The 21,246-nt window shown below is 60.2% G+C and carries 17 protein-coding genes; 7 read left to right on the top strand and 10 right to left on the bottom strand.

Annotated features, from left to right (window positions below):
- Window positions 1-1,329 (bottom strand): retention module-containing protein (locus AC3B8H_RS07525; RefSeq protein WP_488440986.1); only part of this gene is annotated, 1,329 nt, incomplete at its 3' end.
- A gap of 85 nt (window positions 1,330-1,414) precedes the next feature.
- Window positions 1,415-3,022 (bottom strand): protein adenylyltransferase SelO, encoded by a 1,608-nt coding sequence (locus AC3B8H_RS07520; RefSeq protein ID WP_488440985.1) that lies wholly within the window; start codon window positions 3,020-3,022, stop codon window positions 1,415-1,417.
- Window positions 3,023-3,127: 105 nt separating this feature from the next.
- Here AC3B8H_RS07520 and bamE point away from each other — a divergent pair, with 105 nt between their 5' ends.
- A complete protein-coding gene (bamE, locus tag AC3B8H_RS07515; protein WP_488440984.1) occupies window positions 3,128-3,472 on the top strand; it encodes an outer membrane protein assembly factor BamE domain-containing protein in 345 nt (114 codons plus the stop codon).
- Between the two features lie 8 nt (window positions 3,473-3,480).
- On the top strand, window positions 3,481-4,437 hold the full coding sequence (locus AC3B8H_RS07510; protein ID WP_488440983.1) for a peptidoglycan DD-metalloendopeptidase family protein: 957 nt from the start codon (window positions 3,481-3,483) through the stop codon (window positions 4,435-4,437).
- On the opposite strand, the gene AC3B8H_RS07505 is transcribed toward AC3B8H_RS07510, so the two are convergent.
- Together AC3B8H_RS07505 and AC3B8H_RS07500 are read right to left on the bottom strand one after the other, a co-directional pair.
- Window positions 4,398-6,653, bottom strand: coding sequence for a PAS domain S-box protein (locus tag AC3B8H_RS07505; RefSeq protein ID WP_488440982.1), 2,256 nt, complete (start codon window positions 6,651-6,653; stop codon window positions 4,398-4,400). The genes AC3B8H_RS07510 and AC3B8H_RS07505 overlap by 40 nt on opposite strands.
- Before the next feature lie 121 nt (window positions 6,654-6,774).
- Complete coding sequence (locus tag AC3B8H_RS07500; protein WP_488440981.1) at window positions 6,775-7,977, bottom strand: MFS transporter; 1,203 nt, start codon at window positions 7,975-7,977, stop codon at window positions 6,775-6,777.
- A 110-nt stretch (window positions 7,978-8,087) separates the two neighbouring features.
- Here AC3B8H_RS07500 and AC3B8H_RS07495 point away from each other — a divergent pair, with 110 nt between their 5' ends.
- Window positions 8,088-8,870: a dienelactone hydrolase family protein gene (locus AC3B8H_RS07495; RefSeq protein ID WP_488440980.1), complete on the top strand. Its 783-nt coding sequence runs from the start codon at window positions 8,088-8,090 to the stop codon at window positions 8,868-8,870.
- Window positions 8,871-8,916: 46 nt separating this feature from the next.
- Here the strand turns inward: AC3B8H_RS07495 and crp are convergent, their stop codons facing one another.
- A complete protein-coding gene (gene crp, locus AC3B8H_RS07490; RefSeq protein WP_064026430.1) occupies window positions 8,917-9,570 on the bottom strand; it encodes a cAMP-activated global transcriptional regulator CRP in 654 nt (217 codons plus the stop codon).
- 129 nt (window positions 9,571-9,699) lie between these two features.
- Between crp and AC3B8H_RS07485 the strand changes: the two genes are divergently transcribed.
- From AC3B8H_RS07485 to AC3B8H_RS07470, 4 genes are all read left to right on the top strand, one after another.
- Window positions 9,700-10,119, top strand: a complete 420-nt coding sequence (locus tag AC3B8H_RS07485) for an OsmC family protein (RefSeq protein ID WP_488440979.1) — start codon at window positions 9,700-9,702, stop codon at window positions 10,117-10,119.
- Window positions 10,120-10,123: 4 nt separating this feature from the next.
- Window positions 10,124-10,903 (top strand): adenosylmethionine decarboxylase, encoded by a 780-nt coding sequence (gene speD, locus AC3B8H_RS07480; protein WP_064026426.1) that lies wholly within the window; start codon window positions 10,124-10,126, stop codon window positions 10,901-10,903.
- Window positions 10,904-11,197: 294 nt separating this feature from the next.
- A complete protein-coding gene (locus AC3B8H_RS07475; protein WP_488440978.1) occupies window positions 11,198-11,764 on the top strand; it encodes a hypothetical protein in 567 nt (188 codons plus the stop codon).
- A 14-nt stretch (window positions 11,765-11,778) separates the two neighbouring features.
- Window positions 11,779-13,623 carry a bifunctional metallophosphatase/5'-nucleotidase gene (locus AC3B8H_RS07470; protein WP_488440977.1) on the top strand — a complete coding sequence of 615 codons (1,845 nt, stop codon included), beginning with the start codon at window positions 11,779-11,781 and terminating at the stop codon, window positions 13,621-13,623.
- Window positions 13,624-13,663: 40 nt separating this feature from the next.
- Here the strand turns inward: AC3B8H_RS07470 and AC3B8H_RS07465 are convergent, their stop codons facing one another.
- From AC3B8H_RS07465 to trpC, 5 genes are all read right to left on the bottom strand, one after another.
- Window positions 13,664-13,990: a P-II family nitrogen regulator gene (locus AC3B8H_RS07465; RefSeq protein WP_488440976.1), complete on the bottom strand. Its 327-nt coding sequence runs from the start codon at window positions 13,988-13,990 to the stop codon at window positions 13,664-13,666.
- Between the two features lie 8 nt (window positions 13,991-13,998).
- A complete protein-coding gene (locus AC3B8H_RS07460) occupies window positions 13,999-17,067 on the bottom strand; it encodes an efflux RND transporter permease subunit (protein ID WP_488440975.1) in 3,069 nt (1,022 codons plus the stop codon).
- A gap of 10 nt (window positions 17,068-17,077) precedes the next feature.
- On the bottom strand, window positions 17,078-18,409 hold the full coding sequence (locus AC3B8H_RS07455; RefSeq protein WP_488440974.1) for an efflux RND transporter periplasmic adaptor subunit: 1,332 nt from the start codon (window positions 18,407-18,409) through the stop codon (window positions 17,078-17,080).
- A complete protein-coding gene (locus AC3B8H_RS07450) occupies window positions 18,409-19,749 on the bottom strand; it encodes a TolC family protein (RefSeq protein WP_488440973.1) in 1,341 nt (446 codons plus the stop codon). Before AC3B8H_RS07450 ends, AC3B8H_RS07455 begins: the two co-directional genes overlap by 1 nt.
- 477 nt (window positions 19,750-20,226) lie before the next feature.
- Window positions 20,227-21,024, bottom strand: coding sequence for an indole-3-glycerol phosphate synthase TrpC (trpC, locus tag AC3B8H_RS07445; protein ID WP_488440972.1), 798 nt, complete (start codon window positions 21,022-21,024; stop codon window positions 20,227-20,229).
- Window positions 21,025-21,246: the final 222 nt, after the last annotated feature.

Here is a 21,246-nt window from a genome sequence, read left to right as displayed (position 1 = left end):
GAATTTACCGCCATCGTCGGTCAAGGTTTGCGTCGCCGGGTTCCAAGTGGCTCCGGTGGCGGCCAACGTAACCGAAGCCGGCGCGGCGCCGTCTATCGTGAAAGCGCCGACAGCGGATCGGTCGGCGTCGCTTTCGTCAACGGCCAAATTGAGCGAGGTGACCGCCGGGTCGTAATCGGCGCTGACCGTGGCCGGCTCCGAACGCAATCCCAGGTTGTCGGCGACGGTGTATTGAATCGGCGTCGGATCGCCGACGAAGCCGGCGACCGGCGTAAAGCTGATGGTGCCGGACTCGAGGTTGACGCTCCAGGTACCCTGGCCGGCGACGCCCAGTGCTTGGCCCGGCGCCGACGTGCCGACAATTTGGATACTGGCCGGATCGACGCTACCGTCCGGATCGCTGTCGTTGGTCAATACGGTCAATGTCGCCGAGCTGCCTGGAGTCAGGCCGGAAATCTTATCGTCGCCGGCCTCCGGCGGTCGGTTGTAATCAATACTGATCGTGGCCGGGTCGGAGCGCAGGCCAAGATTATCGGCGACACTGTATTGAATCGGTGTTGGATCGCCGACGAAACCCTCGGCGGGAGTAAACGTGATCGCACCGCTGACGGGATCCACGCTCCACACGCCCTCGCCGGCCACCGTCAGCGACTGCCCGGGCGCCGCCGTGCCGACGATTTGCACAGTGCTTGGATCGAGTGTGCCATCCGGGTCGCTGTCGTTGCCGAGCACGTCCAACGTGACCGGCGTGCCGGCCGGCAATCCACTCGAGCCGTCGTCGACCGCGATCGGCGGTTGGTTGATTCCGCCATCCGCCGTCGCCGGCAAACGGCGCGGTTCCAGCAGCAGGACTTGCGGGGCGATGTCGTTGAACGCCACGACCGGACCTATCGTATCGAAGCCGTTGGTGACCGGCGCGACCGGATTCAAATAATCGATGCTGACGATGCCGTGGCCCTCATTGCCGGCGCCGGGTCCGCCGCCCGCCGCCGGTGCGCCGGCCGCGGTGGGGTCGGCAATCTTGGTCGGATCTTGGCCGGCCAATAACGCGGCCTGAATGTCTTCCACGCTAGGGCCGCTGGCTTGGGCCTGTCCGTTCGCGGTTATCTCGCTACCGTCCGGCAACGCGTCGCCAAGCGCCATCCGATCGTTACCGCCCATGTCCAGGCTGCCGCCGCCATCCAATGCAACCACCAAAGTCGCGCCTTCCGCGGTTTCCAAGATGTCCGTCGCCTCGATGCGGTCGCCCACCTGCAGTATGCGTCGGCCGCCGTCGGCGGAAAGCGCGGTAACGGTGCCGGTGACGACGGTAACGGTTCCTATGGCCATGAGAGCTCCTTTGAGTGACTCAGCGAAAAATCAAGCGACAATAATAAGCCATGCCGGGCTAGGCGCTAGGTTTTGACTCGGAAATTTACGAACTGCACGATAGCATCGAACAACCGGCGCGTTCCTTGGCCCAATCCGGCCGCTTCGCGGCAAACCCAGCGCGCTCGGGTTGTTCGGCATACGGTGCGCGCAACAAATCCAGTAATTCCCAAACCAGGCTGAAATCGCCCTGCTCGGCCAGATCGATGGCTTGTTGAGCCAAATAGTTGCGCAACACGTATTTGGGATTGACCCGATTCATGATTTCCCGGCGCTGGCTTTGCGGCAGGCCGTCGCTTAACAGCCGCTTGCGGTAATCGCCGAACCAACGTTCGGCCATTTCGACGACGGCTTCGCTCAAGGTCTCGTAGCTGTTGCGTTGCAACAGATCGATAAATTCGGCATCGCCGTCCGCTGATTCCGTGATATCGATGTCGGCCAGTTGCCGGAAAAACAGCGTCATATCGGTTTCGGCGTTCTGCAGCAGCTTCAAGACGCGGTGGGTTAGAGCCTCGTCACCGGCGTCGGCATCGAATGCCGACAGGCCGAGTTTGGCGGCCAGCGTCGCCTGCCATTGCCGGTCGAAGGTATCGGTATAGCTTTGCAGGGCCTGCTGCAAGCCCTCGGCGCGCTTGACCAGCGGATACAAGGCATTGGCCAGTTGCACCAGATTCCAGTAGGCAATCTTGGGCTGGTTGCCGTAACGGTAGCGGCGGCCTTGGGCATCGGTGGTGTTGGGTGTCCAGTCCGGATCGTAGTTTTCCAGCCAGCCGTAGGGGCCGTAATCGATGGTCAAACCCAGAATCGACATGTTGTCGGTATTCATCACGCCGTGCACAAAGCCGACCCGCTGCCAATGCACCACCATTTCGGCGGTTTTGCGGCAGACTTCGGCGAACCATTGCAGGTAAACCCCGGTACACGGCTCGCCCAATTCCGGAAAGTCGTTGCGTATCGTGTAGTCGACCAAGGCTTTCAGCGACTCCAGGTCGTCGCGGGCGGTGAATAATTGGAAGTTGCCGAAGCGGACGAAGGACGGCGCCACCCGGCAGACTATCGCGCCCGGTTCCAATTGCGGATTGCCGTCGTAAAACATGTCGCGCACCACGGTTTCGCCGGTCAACACGACGCTGAGCGCGCGGGTGGTCGGCACGCCCAGGTGGTGCATCGCCTCGCTGCACAAAAACTCCCGAATCGACGAGCGTAGTACCGCCAGGCCGTCGGCGCTACGCGAATACGGCGTCAGGCCGGCGCCCTTCAGTTGCAGAGTTTGCCGCGAGCCGTCCGGGCAGATGACTTCGCCGAGATTGATGGCGCGGCCGTCGCCCAATTGTCCGGCCCAATGGCCGAACTGATGGCCGCCGTATCCCATCGCGAACGGTTCCATCCCGGCCGCCAACCGGTTGCCGGCGAAAACTTGGCAAAAGTCGTCCGAGCGGCAGACCTCCTCGGCGATGCCCAGCGCTTCGGCCAAATCGGCGGCGTAGGCCACCGGTTGCGGATTCTTGACCCGGGTCGGCGTGACTTTCGAATAACAGGCCGCATACACTTGGCGGCGAAAATTGTCGGGTTCGGGGTCGCCCGGCAACTCGCGAACGAAGCGGTTGTCGAAGCGCAGGCTATCGAGGGGAAGGCTATCGGCTGAGGCTGGCATGGTAATCGACTCTCGGGCTAAAAATTTCGAATCGTCGCGGGAACCGGCTAAGATACGCGGCGTTCCGCTACTTATATCAATCAATTTCCCTATCAGGCAATGCTTATGAGAAATATCGCGAAAATTTTCAGCCCGCGGGCTGTTTCCCTGGGCTCGGCCCTGGCGATTTCCGCCCTGGTCGCCGCTCCGCTCAGCGGCTGCGTCACGGTCGGCCAGGAATTCGCCGCGTCCAGGGTACCGGAAATCAAAGTCGGCCAAACCCGCAAGCAGGACATCACCGAATTGTTCGGCACGCCTTGGCGTACCGGAATGGAAGACGGCCGCCCTACCTGGACCTACGGCATCTACAAATATTCGCTGTTCGGCGGCGACGACACGCAGGATTTGCTGATTCGCTTCGATAACCAGGGCTTGGTCAAATCCTACACCTTCAGCTCTACCCGGAAGTAACTCGCGGCGTGTCGGCGCGCGGCGGCTTGGCGATGTTGCTGGCGCTGATTTGCGGCGGCGCCGACGCCAAAAAACTCTACAAATACCGCGACTCCCAAGGTCTCTGGCATTATAGCGACCAGGCCCCGCCGGGCGCGGGGCCGGTCGAGGTCAGGCCGATGAAGCCGGCCGCCGCTCAGCGGGTTTGGCTGGAAAAATCCGGCGATGACCGCCGCGCGAACTTCGCGGTTCGCAACACCTATCCCGGACCGATTGAAGTCGAGATCGACTGGAAGGACGGCGAAAACGTCGAGGCTCTGCCGCAGCTGCCGCGCCGTTTTGTCGTCGGTCCCGGCCTGTCGGCACCGCTGTTCGCGATTGGCGCCGTTCCCGGCGCCAACCGGTGGCGCTATGGTTTGCAATACCGCTACGTCCTCGGCCAGCCGCTGGCCGAAACGCCTGCGGACGCCGAATACCGCGCGCCGCTGGCATCGGGGAGCCGCTTTCAAATCACCCAAGGTTTCGGCGGCGAATACAGCCATACCGACATCCAGAACCGATACGCGGTGGACATCATGATGCCGGTCGATACGCCGGTGCATGCCGCGCGCGCCGGCGTCGTGCTGGATGTCGAAAACGACTACGACGGCAACGGCACCGAACCGGCCTACGCCGGCAAAGCCAACAGTATTCGCATCGGCCACGACGACGGCACGATGGCGATCTATGCCCATCTTGCGCTGGAGAAAGCTCGGGTCAAGAGCGGCGAGCGGGTGTCGGCGGGACAGTTGATCGGGTTTTCGGGCAACACCGGATTCACCACCGGACCGCATCTGCATTTTGCGGTGCAGATCAATCGCGGCATGGAGTTGGTGTCGGTGCCGTTTCGTTTTGTCGACGCGCAAGGCCGGCGCTTTACGCCGGAATTGGGCCGGTGGCTGGGCGATCAGTCCTCACCGGCCGGCGTCTCGACCGAGTCGCCGTAGAAACGATAACAGCCCTTGCCGGCGCATTTGGCTTGATACATCGCTTGGTCGGCATGCTTCATCAGGGTTTTAACGTCGGTCCCGTGATGGGGATAAACCGCGATGCCCAGACTGGTCGAAATGTTCACCGTATGCTGCTCGAGCGAAAACGGCCGAGTCAAAGCCTCCAGAATCTTTTCGGAAATCGCGACCACGTCGTGTTCGCCGTCGATTTGCGGCAACAGAACCACGAACTCGTCGCCGCCCAGCCGGGATACCGTATCCGACTCGCGGCGGACGCAGGCGCGTAGCCGGCAGGCCACGTCTTGCAACAACAAATCGCCGATGTCGTGACCGCAACGGTCGTTAACCGGTTTGAACTGGTCCAGGTCCAGATAAATCAGGGCCAGTTGGTTTTGTTCGCGTCTGGCTTGCGCCAGCGCCTGGCGCAAGCGGTCGCTGAGCAGGATGCGGTTGGGCAGGTCGGTCAAGGGATCGTGGTGGGCTAGATGGTGGACATGGTCTTCGATGGCCTTGCGCTCGCTGATGTCGGTCATGGCCGCGACAAAATGGGTGATGGCGCCGTCCGCGCCGCGCACGGCGGTCATGGTTTGCCAGACCGGAAACACCGTGCCGTTCTTGTGCCGGTTCCACAGTTCGCCCTGCCAGACGCCGTTACGGCGCAGGCTGTTCCACAATTCGTCGTAAAAGCGGCTGTCATGAATATCCGAATGCAGCAAGCTCAGGTTGCGGCCCACCGCGTCGGCCGCGTTGTAACCGGTCATTTCGCTAAACGACAGATTGATTTTCAGGATCACCGCGTCGGCATCGGTGATAGCCATGCCTTCCTGTGACTCAAATGCGGTGGCGGCGATGCGTAACTGGGTTTCGGCCTGCTTGCGTTCCGCGATGTTTTGGGCGAAGGCGAACATCAGCGAGCGATCGCGGTAACGAATGTAATGTCCGGTAATTTCGACCGGCACCAAGGTACCGTCCTTGCGCCGGTGTCGGCTCTCCAGCGTGACGACGTCCTCGGCTTGCAGACGTTGCCACAGCATCGGCCAGTCGGCCTGGTGCAGATCGGGATCGAGCTGCCAGGGCGTCATGCCCAGCAATTCGGCGCGACTGTAACCCAGCGATTCGCAGGCGTAATCGTTGATGTAGGTGACACGGCCGCTTTCCTCCAGCCAGTAGAAGGCGGTCTTGCTTTTATCGACCATGGCTCGGGTAAACCACAGCTCGGTTTCGATTTGCTTGAATTCGGTGATGTCGTCGTAAACACCGAGTACGCCGATGGTTTCGCCGCGCCGATTGCGTAGCGGCGCTTTTGAGGTGCGTAAGATGATCTCGCCGTGGCCGGGCGTGGTTTGCGGTTCTTCGTAGGTCAGTTTCGGTTGGCCGGACTGGATAACCCAGCGGTCGTCGCGTTGATACAACTCGGCTTGCTGGCGCCAAGCCAATTGGGTGTCGAGTTTGCCGATCACCTCCGTCACGTCCGGAGCGCCGCTATCCTTGGCAAACAAGGCATTGCAACCCAGATAACGGGAAGCGCAGTCCTTCCAGAACACCCGCAACGGAATGGTTTCGATGACCAGTTGCAACAAGTTGCGCGATTCGGCCAGCGCGTTCATCGCCTCGACCCGTTCCGACACGTCGTACAACACCACCAAGTGCAGGTGATCGCAAACCGGACCTAGCGGGGTGACGGTGGCAATCACGTTTTTGGTCGCGCCGTTCTTGCAAGACACCTTCAATTCCAGCGGTTCGAAGCGGGGCAACTTGCTGTCCAGCCGACGCTGCCATTCGTCGGTCACCCAGTAGCGATAGTCGCTGTCCGGATAGGCTTTACTGCGCCAGGCTTCGACATCGGGAATATCGGCGGCGGCATAGCCGAAGGCGGCGCTGAAGGCCGGATTTAGCCGCAATATCCGGCGGTCGGCGTCGAATAAGGCGATCGGTATCGGCAGGGCGTCGATGATGGCGTTCAGTTTGAGCACGCTGCGGTCCAGCGAGGCCATTTTTTCCAGCAGCCATACCGTCAAGCCCGATACCAGCGACGCAACGATCAGCGAGGCCACCAAGCCGGTCAACAAATAATCCCAAGTGATTTCGCCGTGGAACAGCCAGCTCATCGCGGCGACGATGGTTTCGGTCAGCAACAGTGCCAACGCAACGGCCAGCAGCCAAACTTGCCATTTGTGAGATTGTTGCAGAGCGGGGAAGGGAGCGAAATTCACGGCAGGCCTCGAACTGGCGACACGGCGGTCGAACGACGCCGCTTGTAAGTATTAACTTACACTTAACGTCCGGCTTTGGAAAGTGGCCGATGGTATGCGCCCGCCGCGACGAGCGGAAAACTCAGTTCTTCCGATGCCGCGCGCGACGATCGAGTTGCAGTAGCAGCCAGGCGATGCCGGAGAATATCGCGCCGGCCACGAAAGTCAGCGCGGCGCCGTGGCTATCCCACAACCAGCCGGCGACGATGCTGGCCGCCAGCATCGCCAGCCCGGCAATCAGATTGAAAAAACCGAAACCGGTGCCGCGCAAGTCGGCCGGCACCGTGTCCGCCACCAGTTTGGCCAGCAGGCCTTGGGTCATCCCCATGTGCACGCCCCATAAACCGACGCCGACCAGCATCGCCCGCCAATCGGCGCTGCCGGCCAATACCAGGTCCGCGCCGATCAGCACCAGCAAGCCCCAGCTCAGCAAGCGGGCCGGCGAGATCCGGTCCGACAATTTCCCGAACGGATAGGCGGTCGCGGAATAGACGATATTCATCGCCACCATCACCAGCGGCACCAGCGCCAACGCAATGCCGCCCTGTTGCGCCCTGAGCACCAAAAACGCCTCGCTGAAGCGCGCCAACGTGAACACCGCGCCGATGGCCACGACCCGCCAGTAAGTCTTGCCCAAGCGCCGCAAATTGGCGCGGCGGATCGGATTGCCGTGCCTGGCCTTGGCCAAATGCTTGGGTTCCTTGACCCCGACCAACAGCATCAGAACCGCCAAGACGCCCGGAATCACCGCCACCCAAAACACGGCCCGAAAGTCGTTGTTCCACCACAGCATCAAGCCCACCGCCAATAACGGGCCCAGAAACGCGCCGATATTGTCCAGCGATTGCCGCAAGCCGAAGGCCGCGCCGCGAATCGCCGCCGGCGCCAAATCGGCCACCAGCGCGTCGCGCGGCGCGCCGCGTATGCCTTTGCCGACCCTGTCCAACAAGCGGGCGGTCAGCACCATGCCGCTGCTGGCGGCGACAGCGAACAGCGGTTTGGTCAGCGCGCCCAGACCGTAACCGATCAGCGCCAGACTCTTGCGCTTGCCCAGGTAATCGCTGGCGACGCCGGAAAAGACCTTGACGATCAGCGCGGTGGCTTCGGCGGCGCCTTCGATCAAGCCGACGCTCAACGTGCTGGCGCCTAGCGTGCCGACCATGAACAAGGGCAGCAGGCTGTGAATCATTTCCGAGGAAATGTCCATCAACAGGCTGACGAAGCCCAGCGCCCACACGCCGCCGGGGATTTGCCGCCAAACGGCGGCGGGTTTCGATGGCTTCATATCGCTGATCGGGAGGAGCAGAGGGCGCCGGCGGCGCCGATTTCGGTGGCATTTCAACACAGATTGCGATAAAAAACCCGTCCGACCATTTTCGCAACTAGGAGTAAACGATGAAACCGATTTGGCTAGTGTTAAGCCTGTTAATCGCGAGCGGCGCCCAAGCCGCGTTGCGCGAGCAGACTGTCGAATACAGCGCCGGCGATACCCGGCTGCGCGGCTATCTGGCCTGGGACGACGCCAAGGGCCTCAAACAACCCGGCGTGCTGGTGGTCCACGAATGGTGGGGCCTGAACGACTATGCCCGCCAGCGCGCCAAAATGCTGGCCGAGCTGGGTTATACCGCGTTGGCGGTGGACATGTACGGCGACGGCAAATCCAGCGAACACGCCGCCGAAGCGTCGGCCTTCATGAAATCGGTGTTGGAAAAAGCCGATGTCGCCAAGCAACGCTTTCTGGCGGCCTTGCAACTGTTACGGGAACAACCCGGCGTCGATGCCGGCAAGATCGCCGCGATCGGCTACTGCTTCGGTGGCTCGACGGTATTGAACATGGCGCGGCAAGGCGTCGAGCTGGCGGCCGTGGTTAGCTTTCACGGCAATCTGGTAACCGATACCCCGGCTAAACCCGGCGGCGTCAAGGCTAAAGTCTTGGTATTGAACGGCGCGGCGGACGGCTTCGTGACGCCGCAAAGCATCGCAGACTTCGAGCAGGAAATGCGGCTGGCCAACGCGGATTATCGCTTCGTCAATTATCCGGGCGTCAAACACGGCTTCACCAATCCGGACGCCGACCGCCTCGGCAAGGCCAATCAACTGGACGTGGCTTACAACGCGGAAGCCGACCGGCTATCCTGGACGGCGATGCGGGAATTGTTCGATTCGCTATTTAAATGATCGCGGCGGCCGTTCCGGTGGAGCGGCCGCCGATTTGCTTGACGATTCAGCGGGTGCCGAATACGACGATGGTTTTGCCGTGGGCGGTGATCAAGCCCTTGTCTTCCAGTTCCTTCAATACCCGGCCGGCCATTTCCCGTGAGCAACCGACAATACGGCCGATTTCCTGACGGGTGATGTGCAGTTGCATGCCGTCGGGGTGGGTGATGGCATCCGGCTCCTTGCACAAATCCAGCAAGGTCCTGGCAATGCGGCCCTCCACGTCCATGAAGGCCAGATCGCGGTATTTGCGGCTGGTAATCAGCAAGCGGGTGGAAAGTTGCTCGCCGAGCACGGTCAAAATTTCGACCGCCTGATCGCGCAAATCGGCGTTGAGCAATTGCTTGAAGCGCTCGTAACCGATTTCCGCCATCTGGCACTTGGTGCGGGTTTTCACCAGTACGCTACGGGTTTCGGCATTTTTGAACACGCCGATCTCACCCACGAAATCGTGCTTGTTCAAATAAGCCAGAATCAGTTCCCGACCTTCTTCGTCCTCGACACTGACGCTGACCGAGCCGTCGACCACAAACAACAATTTGTCGCCGACGTCGCCGGGGCGCACGATCGTGATTTTGGCCGGATAGGTCCGGACATGGCAGAAGCGCAAAAAGGCTTCGAGAGCGGAAGGCGAGATCTTGTTTTGTTTAACGAAGCTCATAATTTGTAATAATTCTGTGAACTAGTTTGGCTACCTTATCAAGGTGCAGGAGTTTCGGAAAAAAATCAAGACATTTGACGGGTTCGTTGTAAAATCCGCGTCAATTTTGGATTCGACTTGGGTTGGAAGATGCAGGCAACGATTAAATGGGTCGACGGCAGATTGTTCGTCGGCGAGTCCGGCAGCGGACACACGGTGGTGATGGACGGTCCGCCCGACCACGGCGGCAGAAATTTGGGCGTGCGGCCGATGGAAATGCTGCTGTTGGGCATCGGCGGCTGCTCGTCGTTCGACGTGGTCGACATCCTGCAGAAAGGCCGCCACGAAATCGGGCATTGCAGCACCGAACTGACCGCCGAACGCGCCGATTCGGTACCCGCGGTGTTTACCAAAATCCATCTGCATTTCAAGGTGACCGGAAAAAACCTGCCGGCTTCGGCGGTGGAGCGCGCGGTAAAACTATCCGCGGAAAAATATTGTTCGGCGTCGATCATGCTGGGTAAGGCCGGCGTGGAAATCAGCCACGATTTCGAAGTTATCGAGGGATAAGCGGTTGAGCAAATTACAATTACACGGGTTTAACAACCTGACCAAATCGTTGAGCTTCAACATTTACGACGTTTGCTATGCGCCCAAGGAGCAAGAAAAGGCTTACATCGAATACATCGACGAAGCCTACAACGCCAAACGCCTGACCCAGATTTTAAAGGATGTCGCCAACATCATCGGCGCGCAGATTTTGAACATCGCCCACCAGGATTACGACCCGCAAGGCGCCAGCGTGACGATGCTGATTTCCGAGGGCGCGGTGATTCCGGCCGGCATGAACTCCGAGTCGCCCGGCCCGCTGCCCGACACGATTTTGGCGCATTTGGACAAGAGCCACATCACCGTGCATACCTATCCGGAGAGCCATCCGGACACCGATATTTGCACCTTTCGGGCCGACATCGACGTATCGACCTGCGGACAAATTTCGCCGTTGAAAGCCTTGAATTATCTGATACATAGCTTCGAATCCGACATCGTCATCATGGATTACCGGGTGCGCGGTTTCACCCGCGACGTCACCGGCCAGAAGATCTACATCGACCACAAGATCAACTCGATTCAAAACTACATCGCCGAAAGCACCAAGGAGCTTTATCAAATGATCGACGTCAACGTCTATCAGGAGAACATCTTCCATACCAAGATGATGCTGAAGGAAACCGAACTGGAAAATTACCTGTTCGAAAAGGAAAGTAATTTCAGCGACGAGGAGCAGGAAGAAATCCAGGAAATGCTCCAGGAAGAAATGGCCGAAATCTTCTACGGCCGCAATTTTTCGTAAGTAATTACTGACTTGATACTACCGATGCCGCCGGTTGCGGCGGCATCGCCCGCTAGTCCCTCGCATAACTCACCGGTCCCGGGCTTTCTCGTTTTAGCCGCCAATCCGGGAAATCCCTTTCCTCTTCAACTCACTCGTTTCCCCATTAGAGCACCACGCGTCTGTCCGCGTGCCACGCAATTGTCGCGCTAGCGTCATCGGCTTTTCATATTCTCGGTTTGTAATGCCTAGTGGCGGCGGGGACGGTTTCGTCCCCGCCCACATCAACGGCATTTTGCAACTGGGGTACAGACTATGTTCAAGGCAAGTTTATTCGCGGCCGTGGCGCTGGCCTGCGCGCTACCGGCTCAGGCACAAACGGTCGCTTTAGCGGCCGGCGCCGGCTGGCGCGAGTTCGTCATCGACGATTTATCCGCCGAGTCCGGCATCGATCCGCTGAGCTGGATCGCCGACGACGGTTCCGCCATCGCTTTCGAGTTCACGTTGAGCGGTCCGGCGCTACTGAAAGTCGTCGATGCCGGTTTCTCCGGCGACCGTTTTCAGGTATTCGATAACGGTGTCGCGCTGGGTTATACCAGTGTCGGGATCAACAACTACGTAGACGGCGACACGCCGACCGTGATCGACTTTAACGCGGCCTGGAGCCAAGCGGACTTCAGTCGCGGGCAGTTCCTGCTCGGCGCCGGTAGCCACAACATCACCGGTCTGCTGGCGGTTTCGGCGCAGGACGCCGACGATCAGCCGTTCAACGCCACCTTGGGCGGCGTTGCCCTGACCGCTGTGCCGTTGCCGGGCGCCGCTTGGCTAATGCTGTCCGCAAGCGGTTTGCTGGCTGCCGTCGCCCGGCGCCGTTCGGCATAATTGGGAGAATTGCCATGAAAAACAAACAAATGATCGCAGGGACCGGCATCGTATTGGCAACGTTAGGTTGCGCGCAAGCCGCCACCAGCACCGTTAAAATCGTCGCGTTCAACGACTTCCACGGCAACCTGCAATCGCCGGGCAATTTCGGCGTGCAGGCCGGCGGCTCCGGCGCCGCGATCGTCAGCAAGCCGGCCGGCGGCGTCGATATGCTGGCCGCTTACGTCGATGCGTTGAAGGCCGAAAATCCGAACAGCGTCGTGGTGTCTGCCGGCGATCTGATCGGCGCCAGCCCGCTGATCTCGGCCTTCTTTCACGATGAAGGTACGATAGAAACCATGAACCGACTGGGCCTGGAATTCAACGCGGTCGGCAACCACGAGTTCGACGAGGGCAAGGATGAATTGTTGCGGATGCAGGCCGGGGGCTGCCATCCGACCGATAGCAACACCTGCAAGGGCGCCGATGTCGGCACGCCGGTACCGTTCGAAGGCGCCAAATTCAAGTTTTTGGCCGCCAACGTGGTCAATGTCGCGAACGGCAAGACCGTTTTTCCGGCTTACGGCATCAAGAGTTTCAATACCGCCGGCGGTAAGCTTAAGGTCGGCTTCATCGGCTTGACCTTGAAGGAAACCCCAACCATCGTCACGCCGGCCGGCGTCGCCGGTCTGGCGTTCAAGGACGAAGCCGCCACCGTCAACAGTTTGGTGCCGAAGTTGCGCGCGCAAGGCGTCCAAGCCATCGTGGTGCTGCTGCATCAAGGCGGCTCGCAAGGCAGCGCGGCGCCGAATTTCATCAACGACTGCTCGGCGGCCTTGCAAGACCCGACCGCGTCGCCGGTCAAAGGCATCGTCGCCCAACTGGACAACGCGGTGGACCTGGTGATTTCCGGCCATACCCACACCGGTTTCATCTGCCAATTGCCGAACAAGGCCGGCCGTGCAATTCCGGTGACTCAGGCCAGCTCCTTCGGCCGGGTGCTGACCGACATCGACCTGACCATCAACCACGCCAACGGCGATGTGGTCGCGGTCGATGCGCGTAACGTCACGGTCGATAGAACCGACGCCAACTATGTGGCCGACGCCGAAATCAAAGGCATCGTCGATGGTTATGCCGCATTGGTGGCTCCGCTGGCGGCCCGCACAATAGGTACGATCAGCAGCCCGGCCGCCAACACGGCCAACCCGGCCGGCGAAATGGCGGCTGGCGATTTGATCGCCGACGCGCAATGGCAGGCCACCTCGGCGGCGGCATTCGGCGGCGCCCAGTTTGCGCTGATGAATCCCGGCGGCGTGCGCAATCCGGGCTTCACCGCCGCCAGCTATCCGCACGACGTCAGCTACGGCGAAGCGTTTACCGTGCAACCCTTCGGCAACAGCTTGGTAACGCTGACCTTGACCGCCGCGCAAATAAAAGATGTGCTGGAGCAGCAATTCATCGGCGGCGGTTGCCTGTTGTCCGACGGCGTGACCAAGAACAACCAAAGCTCGCAACGCATCCTGCAAATCTCCAACGGCTTGCATCAGGAATGGAGCGAATCCTCGCCGGCTTGCGCGAAGGTACGCAATGTATCGCTCAGCGTTTACGACGCCGGCGGCAACCCGACCGCCACCGACCTGATCGTCAGCAACGGCGCGGTAGTCAACCCCAACCAAACTTACCGGGTCACGGTCAACAACTTCATGGCCACCGGCGGCGACAACTACAGCGTGTTCATCCAGGGCGGCGACAAGCTCGGCGGCGCGCAGGACATCGACGCGCTGGTCGACTACCTAAGCCGTTACCTGCCGCCTCATCCGGCCTACGATCCGACGGCCGCGACGCTGCACGCGCCGCGCACCGTCAAACTGCCGTAAAGCGCTGGGGTCGGTCGGACAGGATGTCCGACCGGCCGTTTTAAGCCAAATCCCCGCCGCGTTCGCCGGAACTGATGCGTCCGCCCTTTTGGACCTCCAGCATATACACCTTGCCGTCGCCGTGGTGGCCGCTATGGGCCACGCGCATGACCGTGGTAAATATGCGCTCGGCCAGTGCGTCCGGCGCGAAAATCTCGATACGCTTCTTGGGCAAGAACGGCTTGTAGTCCTGAATATGCTCGGTTCGTTCGCGGCCGAAGCCTTCGCAATCGATGACCGACATGCCGGGAAAACCGGGAATCTCCAATAGCGCTAACGTCAACGGGTTGAGTTTATGCGGTTGGATGTAGGCGCGTATTTCTTTCATGGGCAGTCCTAGGGCTCGTCGGCTTCCGAAAAATAGCGGTACAGGGCCGGTAGTAAGGTCAATGTTAATACCGTGGCGGTCGCCAAGCCGCCGATAATAACTACCGCGAACGGTTTGGCGGTTTCCGAACCGACACTGGTCGACAGCGCCGCCGGCAGCAAGCCCAGCATCGCCATCAGCGCGGTCATCACCACCGGCCGCAAGCGGCTGACCGAACCGTTGACGATCGCATCGTGCAGAGTCTGACCCTCGCGGCGCAATTTGTTCAACTGCGAGACCAGAATCACGCCATTTTGCACCGCGATGCCAAACAAGGCGATAAATCCGACCGCCGCCGACACGCTCAAATTGATGCCGGTCGCCAGCAAGATCAATAAGCCGCCTATCATCGCGAACGGCACGTTCATCACGATCAACAACGCGTTTCTGACCGACATAAAGGCCCAGAACAGTAGCACGAAAATCAAGCCCAGACTGATCGGCACAATGATGGCCAGACGCTTCATCGCCCGTTGCTGGTTCTCGAACTGACCGCTCCAGACGATATGATAGCCGGGCGGCAAGGCCACTTGCGCGGCGACTTTTTGCTGGGCCTCCGCGACAAAGCTGCCCTGGTCGCGGTCGATCAGATTGCATTTGATCGCAATCCGCCGCATGTTGTCCTCGCGACTGATACGCGACGCCCCTTGATTGATTTTGATCGTCGCCAGTTGCGCCAACGGTATTTTTAAACCGTCCGGCGAACTGACCAGCAAATTCTCCAGGCTGGCGATCGAATTACGGGCGTTTTCCTGATAACGCAAGGTAATGTCGAAGCGCCGCTCGCCTTCCAGGAACTGCGAAGCCGCCTTGCCGCCCATGCCGATTTCCATGACCCGCTCCACATCGGCGACGTTGATGCCGTAGCGGGAAATCTTGGCGCGGTCGATTTCGACGATGGCTTGCGCCAGACCGGCTTGCTGCTCGGCCGCCACGTCGGTGGCGCCGCGGATCGAGGCCAGGATTTGGGTGATTTGGTTGGCCAGATCTTGCAAGGTTTTCAAATCGCCGCCGAACACCTTGATCGCGATTTCGCCCTTGACGCCGGAAATCGCCTCCTCGACGTTATCTTGAATCACCTGGGAAAAGTTGGTCATCAGGCCGGGATAAACCGCCAGCGCCTTGTCCATCGCCCGCACCAGTTCGTCCTTGGAATGGTAACGCCAACTCGATTTCGGGTTTAGATCAATTAGCGCTTCCAGGTTGTTGAAGCCTTTTGGGTCGGTGCCGTCCTCGGGCCGGCCCAATTGGGTCAGCACCATTTTCGCCTCGCTGAAGCTTTCCAACTTGCCGCGCACCCGCCGTTCGATGTCCTTGGCGGTGGTCAGCGAGACCGGCGTCGGCAAAGTGATGGTCAGCCAGATGTTGCCTTCGTCCAGTTTGGGCATGAACTCGGTACCGATCAGCCGGACGGTCATAAAACTCAACACCAGCGCCGCGACCGCCGCCGTGAACACGACTTTGGCGTGGCGCAACACCCATTCCAACAAGCGCCGGTAGTGGCGTTCCATCGCGTGTACCAAGGGGTTGTGGCGTTCGCCGATGTTCGGTCCGAGCAGATAGGTTAGCATCGCCGGTACGAAGGTCAGGCTGAACAGCATCGACGCTACCAGCGCAAAACTCAAGGTGTAGGCCATCGGCGAAAAGATTTTGGCTTCGACGCGCTGGAACGTGAAAATCGGCAAAAAGGCGATGATGATGATGGCCTTGGAGAACAGGATGGGCCGACCCATCTCGGTGGCGGTATTCAACAGCGATTGGCGCAGATGGCGAATGTCGGCCTTGCGCTGCAAATCCAACGTAATTTGCACCATCACCGCCTCGACCAGCACCACCGCGCTATCGACGATAATCCCAAAATCGATCGCGCCCAACGAAATCAGATTTGCCGAGACGCCGCCGGCATCGACCAGAATGAACGCGAACAGCAGCGACAACGGAATAATCAGCGTCACCAGCAGGGCCGCCAGAAAACGGCGCAAAAACACCAGCAAAATAACCAGAATCAGCGCCGCGCCTTCGATCATATTGTGTTCGACGGTATGCACGGTATGGCCGACCAGTTCGGTGCGGTCGTAAATCGGCGTGATTTTAACGCCGGGCGGCAGGCCGAACTGGTTCAGTTCGGCGATCTTGTCCTTGACGCCGTTAACCACTTCCACCGCGTCGCGGCCCTTGATCAACAGCACGATGCCTTCGACGATGTCGTCGCGCTGGTTCATTGCGACGATGCCGGTGCGCGGTTGCGGGCCGACCGTAATCTCGGCGATGTCTTTGATACGCACCGGCACGCCGTCGCGGCTAGCAACGACGATATCGCCGATGTCGTCGGCCGACTTCAGCAAACCGACCCCGCGCACCACCAAGGCTTCGTCGCCATCCTCGATATAGCCGCCGCCGGTGTTGGTGTTATTGGCGGCGATCGCCGCGTAAACCTGATTCAAATCCAGTTGAAAATTCTTCAGCCGATCCGGCTTCACCAGCACTTTGTACTCTTTCACGCCGCCGCCGTAGGACACCACGTCGGCGACGCCCTGCACAGTGCGCAACTTGGGTTCTATCACCCAGTCCTGCAACGCGCGCTGCTCGGTCAATGGCAGATGCTTGGCGTCGATCACGTAGCGGTAAATCTCGCCGACGCCGGTCGACAGCGGCCCCAATTGCGGCTTGACCTCGTCCGGGATGTCGGCGTTGTGTAGGCGCTCCAGCACTTGCTGGCGCGAAAAATAATCCTCGGCGTCGTCGTCGAAGGTCAGCGTCACCACCGACAAGCCGAAGATCGACACCGAGCGCATATTCAACAGATGCGGCAGACCGTTCATTTCCCGCTCGATCGGCAGCGTGACCAGCTTTTCGACCTCTTCCGGCGCCTGGCCGGGATATTGAGTCACGACCTGGACGAACACGTTCTGCACGTCCGGAAAGGCCTGAACCGGCAGTTTTTCAAAGGCGATGATGCCCGACACCGCGATGGCCAGCGTCATGCCGATCGCCATCAAGCGTTGCTGTAAACAAAAAGCGATGATGCGCGCGATCATGGTTTATCCGTCAGTGGGCTGGCGCGTCGGCGTCTTCTTCGGCGCGCAACACCAGCGCGCCTTCGGTCACCAGACGTTCGCCTTGCTGCAAGCCTTCCAGCACCACGCCCTGGTCTTTCAGCCGCAGGCCGATCTTGATCGGCTTTTGCTTGAAGCGGTTTTCGCCGGTCGCGACGAACACGTAATCCGATTCGTCTTCGGTGAACACCGCCGTCAGCGGAATCACGATGGCCTGTTGGGCCGGGTCGCTTTCCAGGGTCACGCTGGCATACATGCCCGGCAGCAAGCGGCCGTCCGGATTGACCAATTCGCAACGCACTTGCACGCTGCGGCTGGTTTCGTCCAAGACCTGGCCGATGTAGCGCACCACGGCTGAAAAGCGCTCGCCAGGGTAGGCGGGAACTTCGATGCCGACCTGTTGACCGACTTTGATCTTGCTCAGATGGATTTCGAACACGTCCAGCAGCGCGGTCAGACGGCTCAAGTCGGACACCACGAATAAAGGCCGGTCGGTATCGGGTCCAACTTCCTGGCCGGGATTGACGTTGCGCTCGACGACGCTGCCGGCCAGCGGCGACTTCAACGCAAACCGGCCGCTGGCTTGGGCACCGGCCAGATGCAGATTTTTCAAGCGGGTTTCGGTGCGTTGCACTTCGCTACGCGCCCGTTGCAAATCGTCCTCGGCCTGTTCGAAATCCTTGCGGGCGACGACCTTGCCTTCGTAGAGTTCGCGCTGGCGTTGATAGGCTCGGCTGGCCAGAGTCGCTTCGGCCCGGGCCTTGGCGTAATCGGCTTCCGCGTCGGCGACCTCCGGACTGTGCAATTCCAGTAGCGTCGAACCGGCAGTAACCCGGCTACCCAAGGCCAGCGGCTCGCCGATCACCCGGCCGGCGACCGGCGAGCTGATTCGCGAGGTCCGGTTTTCGTCATAAGCCACCTTGCCGGCGAGCGGTTCCATCGCCGGCGGCCGGCTGTAGGCGACTTCGCGGATCTTGACGTAGGCCTGTTTCGGCGAGTCGGCTTGCAGTACCACTTCGCCCGGCGTCTTCGCGGCGGTCGCGGCTGCCGGGGTTTTGTCGGCGGCTTCGTTGCAGGCGATCAGCGCCAGCGAGCCGGCCAGCAGCGCGGTTCGGATCAGAACGGTTAACCTAAAAAGAGCAGTTGGGCGATGAAAAATCCCGTTCGTCCTGAGTTTGTCGAAGGGCGAGCGAGATTTTTCAATCACCCGGAGGGTGAGTGTGTTGCGAGCCGTCCGTGCTTCGACATTGTTCGGCACGAACGGCCCGCAACACACGCCAACGGCTCTTTTTAGGGTTAACGGTTGTTTAAATAAGGTGGTCATCAGGGTTGAGGATCGGAAACAGGGAGGGCGGCCGGTTGGCCGAGCGGGGTATCGTTGCCGAGCGCTTTGGCCAGATCGTAATAGGCGTTGGCGCGGCCGACCATGGCCGCGAAATAGTCGCGCATCGCGGCTTTGTAGCTGCGTTGGGCTTCGATGAAATCCAAAACGCCGGTCGCGCCCTTTTTGAATGCCAGTTCGGCGCTGTCGCGCACGGTTTGAGCATCGGCCAACAAGCCGTTTTCGTAGCGTTGGGCGATTTTGTTGGCGCTACGCCAGGCGGCCAACGCATTCGCCACATCGCTACGGATCGCCAGTTCGGTTTGCTCGACGGCCAATTGCGCCTGGTTCAAGCCGACCGTCGCCTTGTCCGCCTCGCCCTGATATTGGTAAAACACCGGCACCGGCACGCTGACGCCGACGAAAAACGAATTCAGCGCATTATTGCTGGGGTCGCGGGCATAGCCGGCGTTGACGGTGACGTCCGGGTATTTCAAACGGCGGGCCAGTTCCAACTCTTTTTGCGCCTGCTCGGCGCGGCGTTTGTCGCCCTGCAAGTCCGGGCGCTGGCGCAACGCTTGATCGAGCAATGCGGCTTCGTCGCCGTGTTGGCCGATATCGCTGAGTGCCGGCCAAGCTTCGGCGGCTTCGAATTGCCCGTCTGGCTCCGGCCAGCGCAACAGTTGCGCCAACGCGCTCTGGGCCTGGCGGACCGCCGCTTCGGCGGCGTCCAGATCCGCTTCGGCGCGGCTGGCTTCCATTTTGACCCGCAAGAAATCCGCTTCGGCGATGTCGCCGCTTTTCAGGCGCAGCTGGTTGGCCACGGCGATGTCCCGATAATGGCCGACCGCTTCCCGAGCCAGCCAGCGGTTTTTCTGCGCCAGCAGCAAGTCGAAATAGGCGTCCAACACCATGTTGCCGAAGATGCGCACCGCGTCGCGCAAGTCGGCCTCGGCAGCCTGGGTGGCAAAGCCGCTGCTTTCGATGCGCAAGCCGCGCTTGCCGGCCATCTCGATCAACTGGCTGAACGAAAAATACTCGGCGGGTCCGCAGGATACGTTCGGATTGTGATTACAACCGCGCGCCGCCGAACCCATGTTGGGATTGTCGCCGATCTCGGAAAGCTGGAAATTGAAATCCGGATTGGGGATGGCGCCGGCGATGATTTCCTGAGCGCGCGCCTGATCGAGGTTATATTGCCCGGCGATCAAATCCAGATTGCGTTGAAAGAACAGGGCCAAGGCCTGCTCGGCGGTCAACCCGCGTTGTGCCCAGGCCGGGCCAATGCCGCACCAAAGGAATAAACACAGGATGCTGAATTTGGAAAAATGCCTGATCGCCATCGATTTCGCCGTCGGTAAACGCGCGGGCGGCGGATACCGCCGGGTCGGTTGCGCGTGGTCTAGGCTTTTAAAGCAAGGATTCGGCCAAACCCAGCTTGAGAGACGAATCGGCGGCTTGGTGCCTGGAAAAGCCGGCGGTGAAGATTGCCGGCAAATGGCAAGTCGCAATCCGCCAAGGACCGTGAAAGCCGCTGGGCAAGCTACGGTCAAACCGGTGTCGGAACGCCGTCGATTGTGGCTAACGCTGGTATTCGAATCCGGCGTGGCAGGCGCTTTAGCGGCGACGGAGGGTGTTGCCGCTAAAGCCGCTGTTGCACTCGGTTTTTCATTCTCGGCGGCGAGAACCTTATACTAAGCACGAGGATGATTTAACCGGCGGCTCCGGCCGAAATCCACCGGCAGTGGTTGAAATCCACCGTCGCCAGCGCGCGTGCCGGCAGGCGCCGAAGCCAGGTACCGCGGATCGGGTCCGCTGTTTTAGAAAAACAATTCGCGCATTTTCTTGCCCGGCGATTCGGCGCGCATGAAGGCTTCTCCGACCAGGAAGGTGTAAATGCCGTTGTCCTGCATCAATTTGACGTCGGCCGGGGTGTGAATGCCGCTTTCGGTGACGATCAATTTATCGGCCGGAATCGTGCTTTTCAGGTCCAGCGTGGTTTGCAGCGACACCTCGAAGGTGCGCAGATTGCGGTTGTTGATGCCGATCATGTTGGTGTTCAGCGCCAAGGCCCGTTCCAGTTCTTCGGCATTGTGTACTTCGGTCAAAACGTCCATGCCCAAGCCGGTCGCGGTGTCGGCCAAGTCCTTCAGCATCGCGTCGTCCAATGCCGCGACGATCAGCAGCACGCAATCGGCGCCCAATGCCCGCGACTCGTGGATTTGGTAAGGATCGATCATGAAGTCCTTGCGGATCGCCGGCAGCGGGCAACGTTCCCGCACCATTTGCAGATTGGCTTCCGAGCCTTGGAAGAATTCCTTGTCGGTCAATACCGATAAACAGGTCGCGCCGTTGAAGGCGTAATCGACCGCAATCTCGACCGGCTTGAAATCCTCGCGGATCACGCCCTGGCTGGGCGAGGCCTTCTTGATTTCGGCGATGATCGCCGGCTTTTGCTGGTCGGCCTTGTTACGCAAGGCTTGGTAAAAGCCGCGCGGACCTTGCACGGTGCCCGCCAATTCTTGCAGCATGGTCAGCGGCGTATTGTTCTTGCGGCGCGCCACTTCTTCGGCTTTCTTGGCGAGGATGGTTTTCAGGATGTCGGGGGTATCGGTCATTGTTAGATTTTTAGTTTGGGTCGCTATCGCGACGGATTATATTTGAAATCGGGTCTCGGCCCGACAGCCCGTCGCTTGAATTGGCAAAAATAGGGGACTGACGTTTGCGATCACGCATTCCGCCTAACTTGTAAAACGGTGTGGCGCGCTACAGCGGTTGCCGCGAATGAACGGCAATTGACGGATCGTCCGACGGCATCGGCGCTACCCGACATCCTCTTC

The sequence above is a fragment of the Methylomonas sp. BG-2 genome (assembly GCF_057766305.1).
This window is presented reverse-complemented; position numbering and strand designations above follow the sequence as displayed.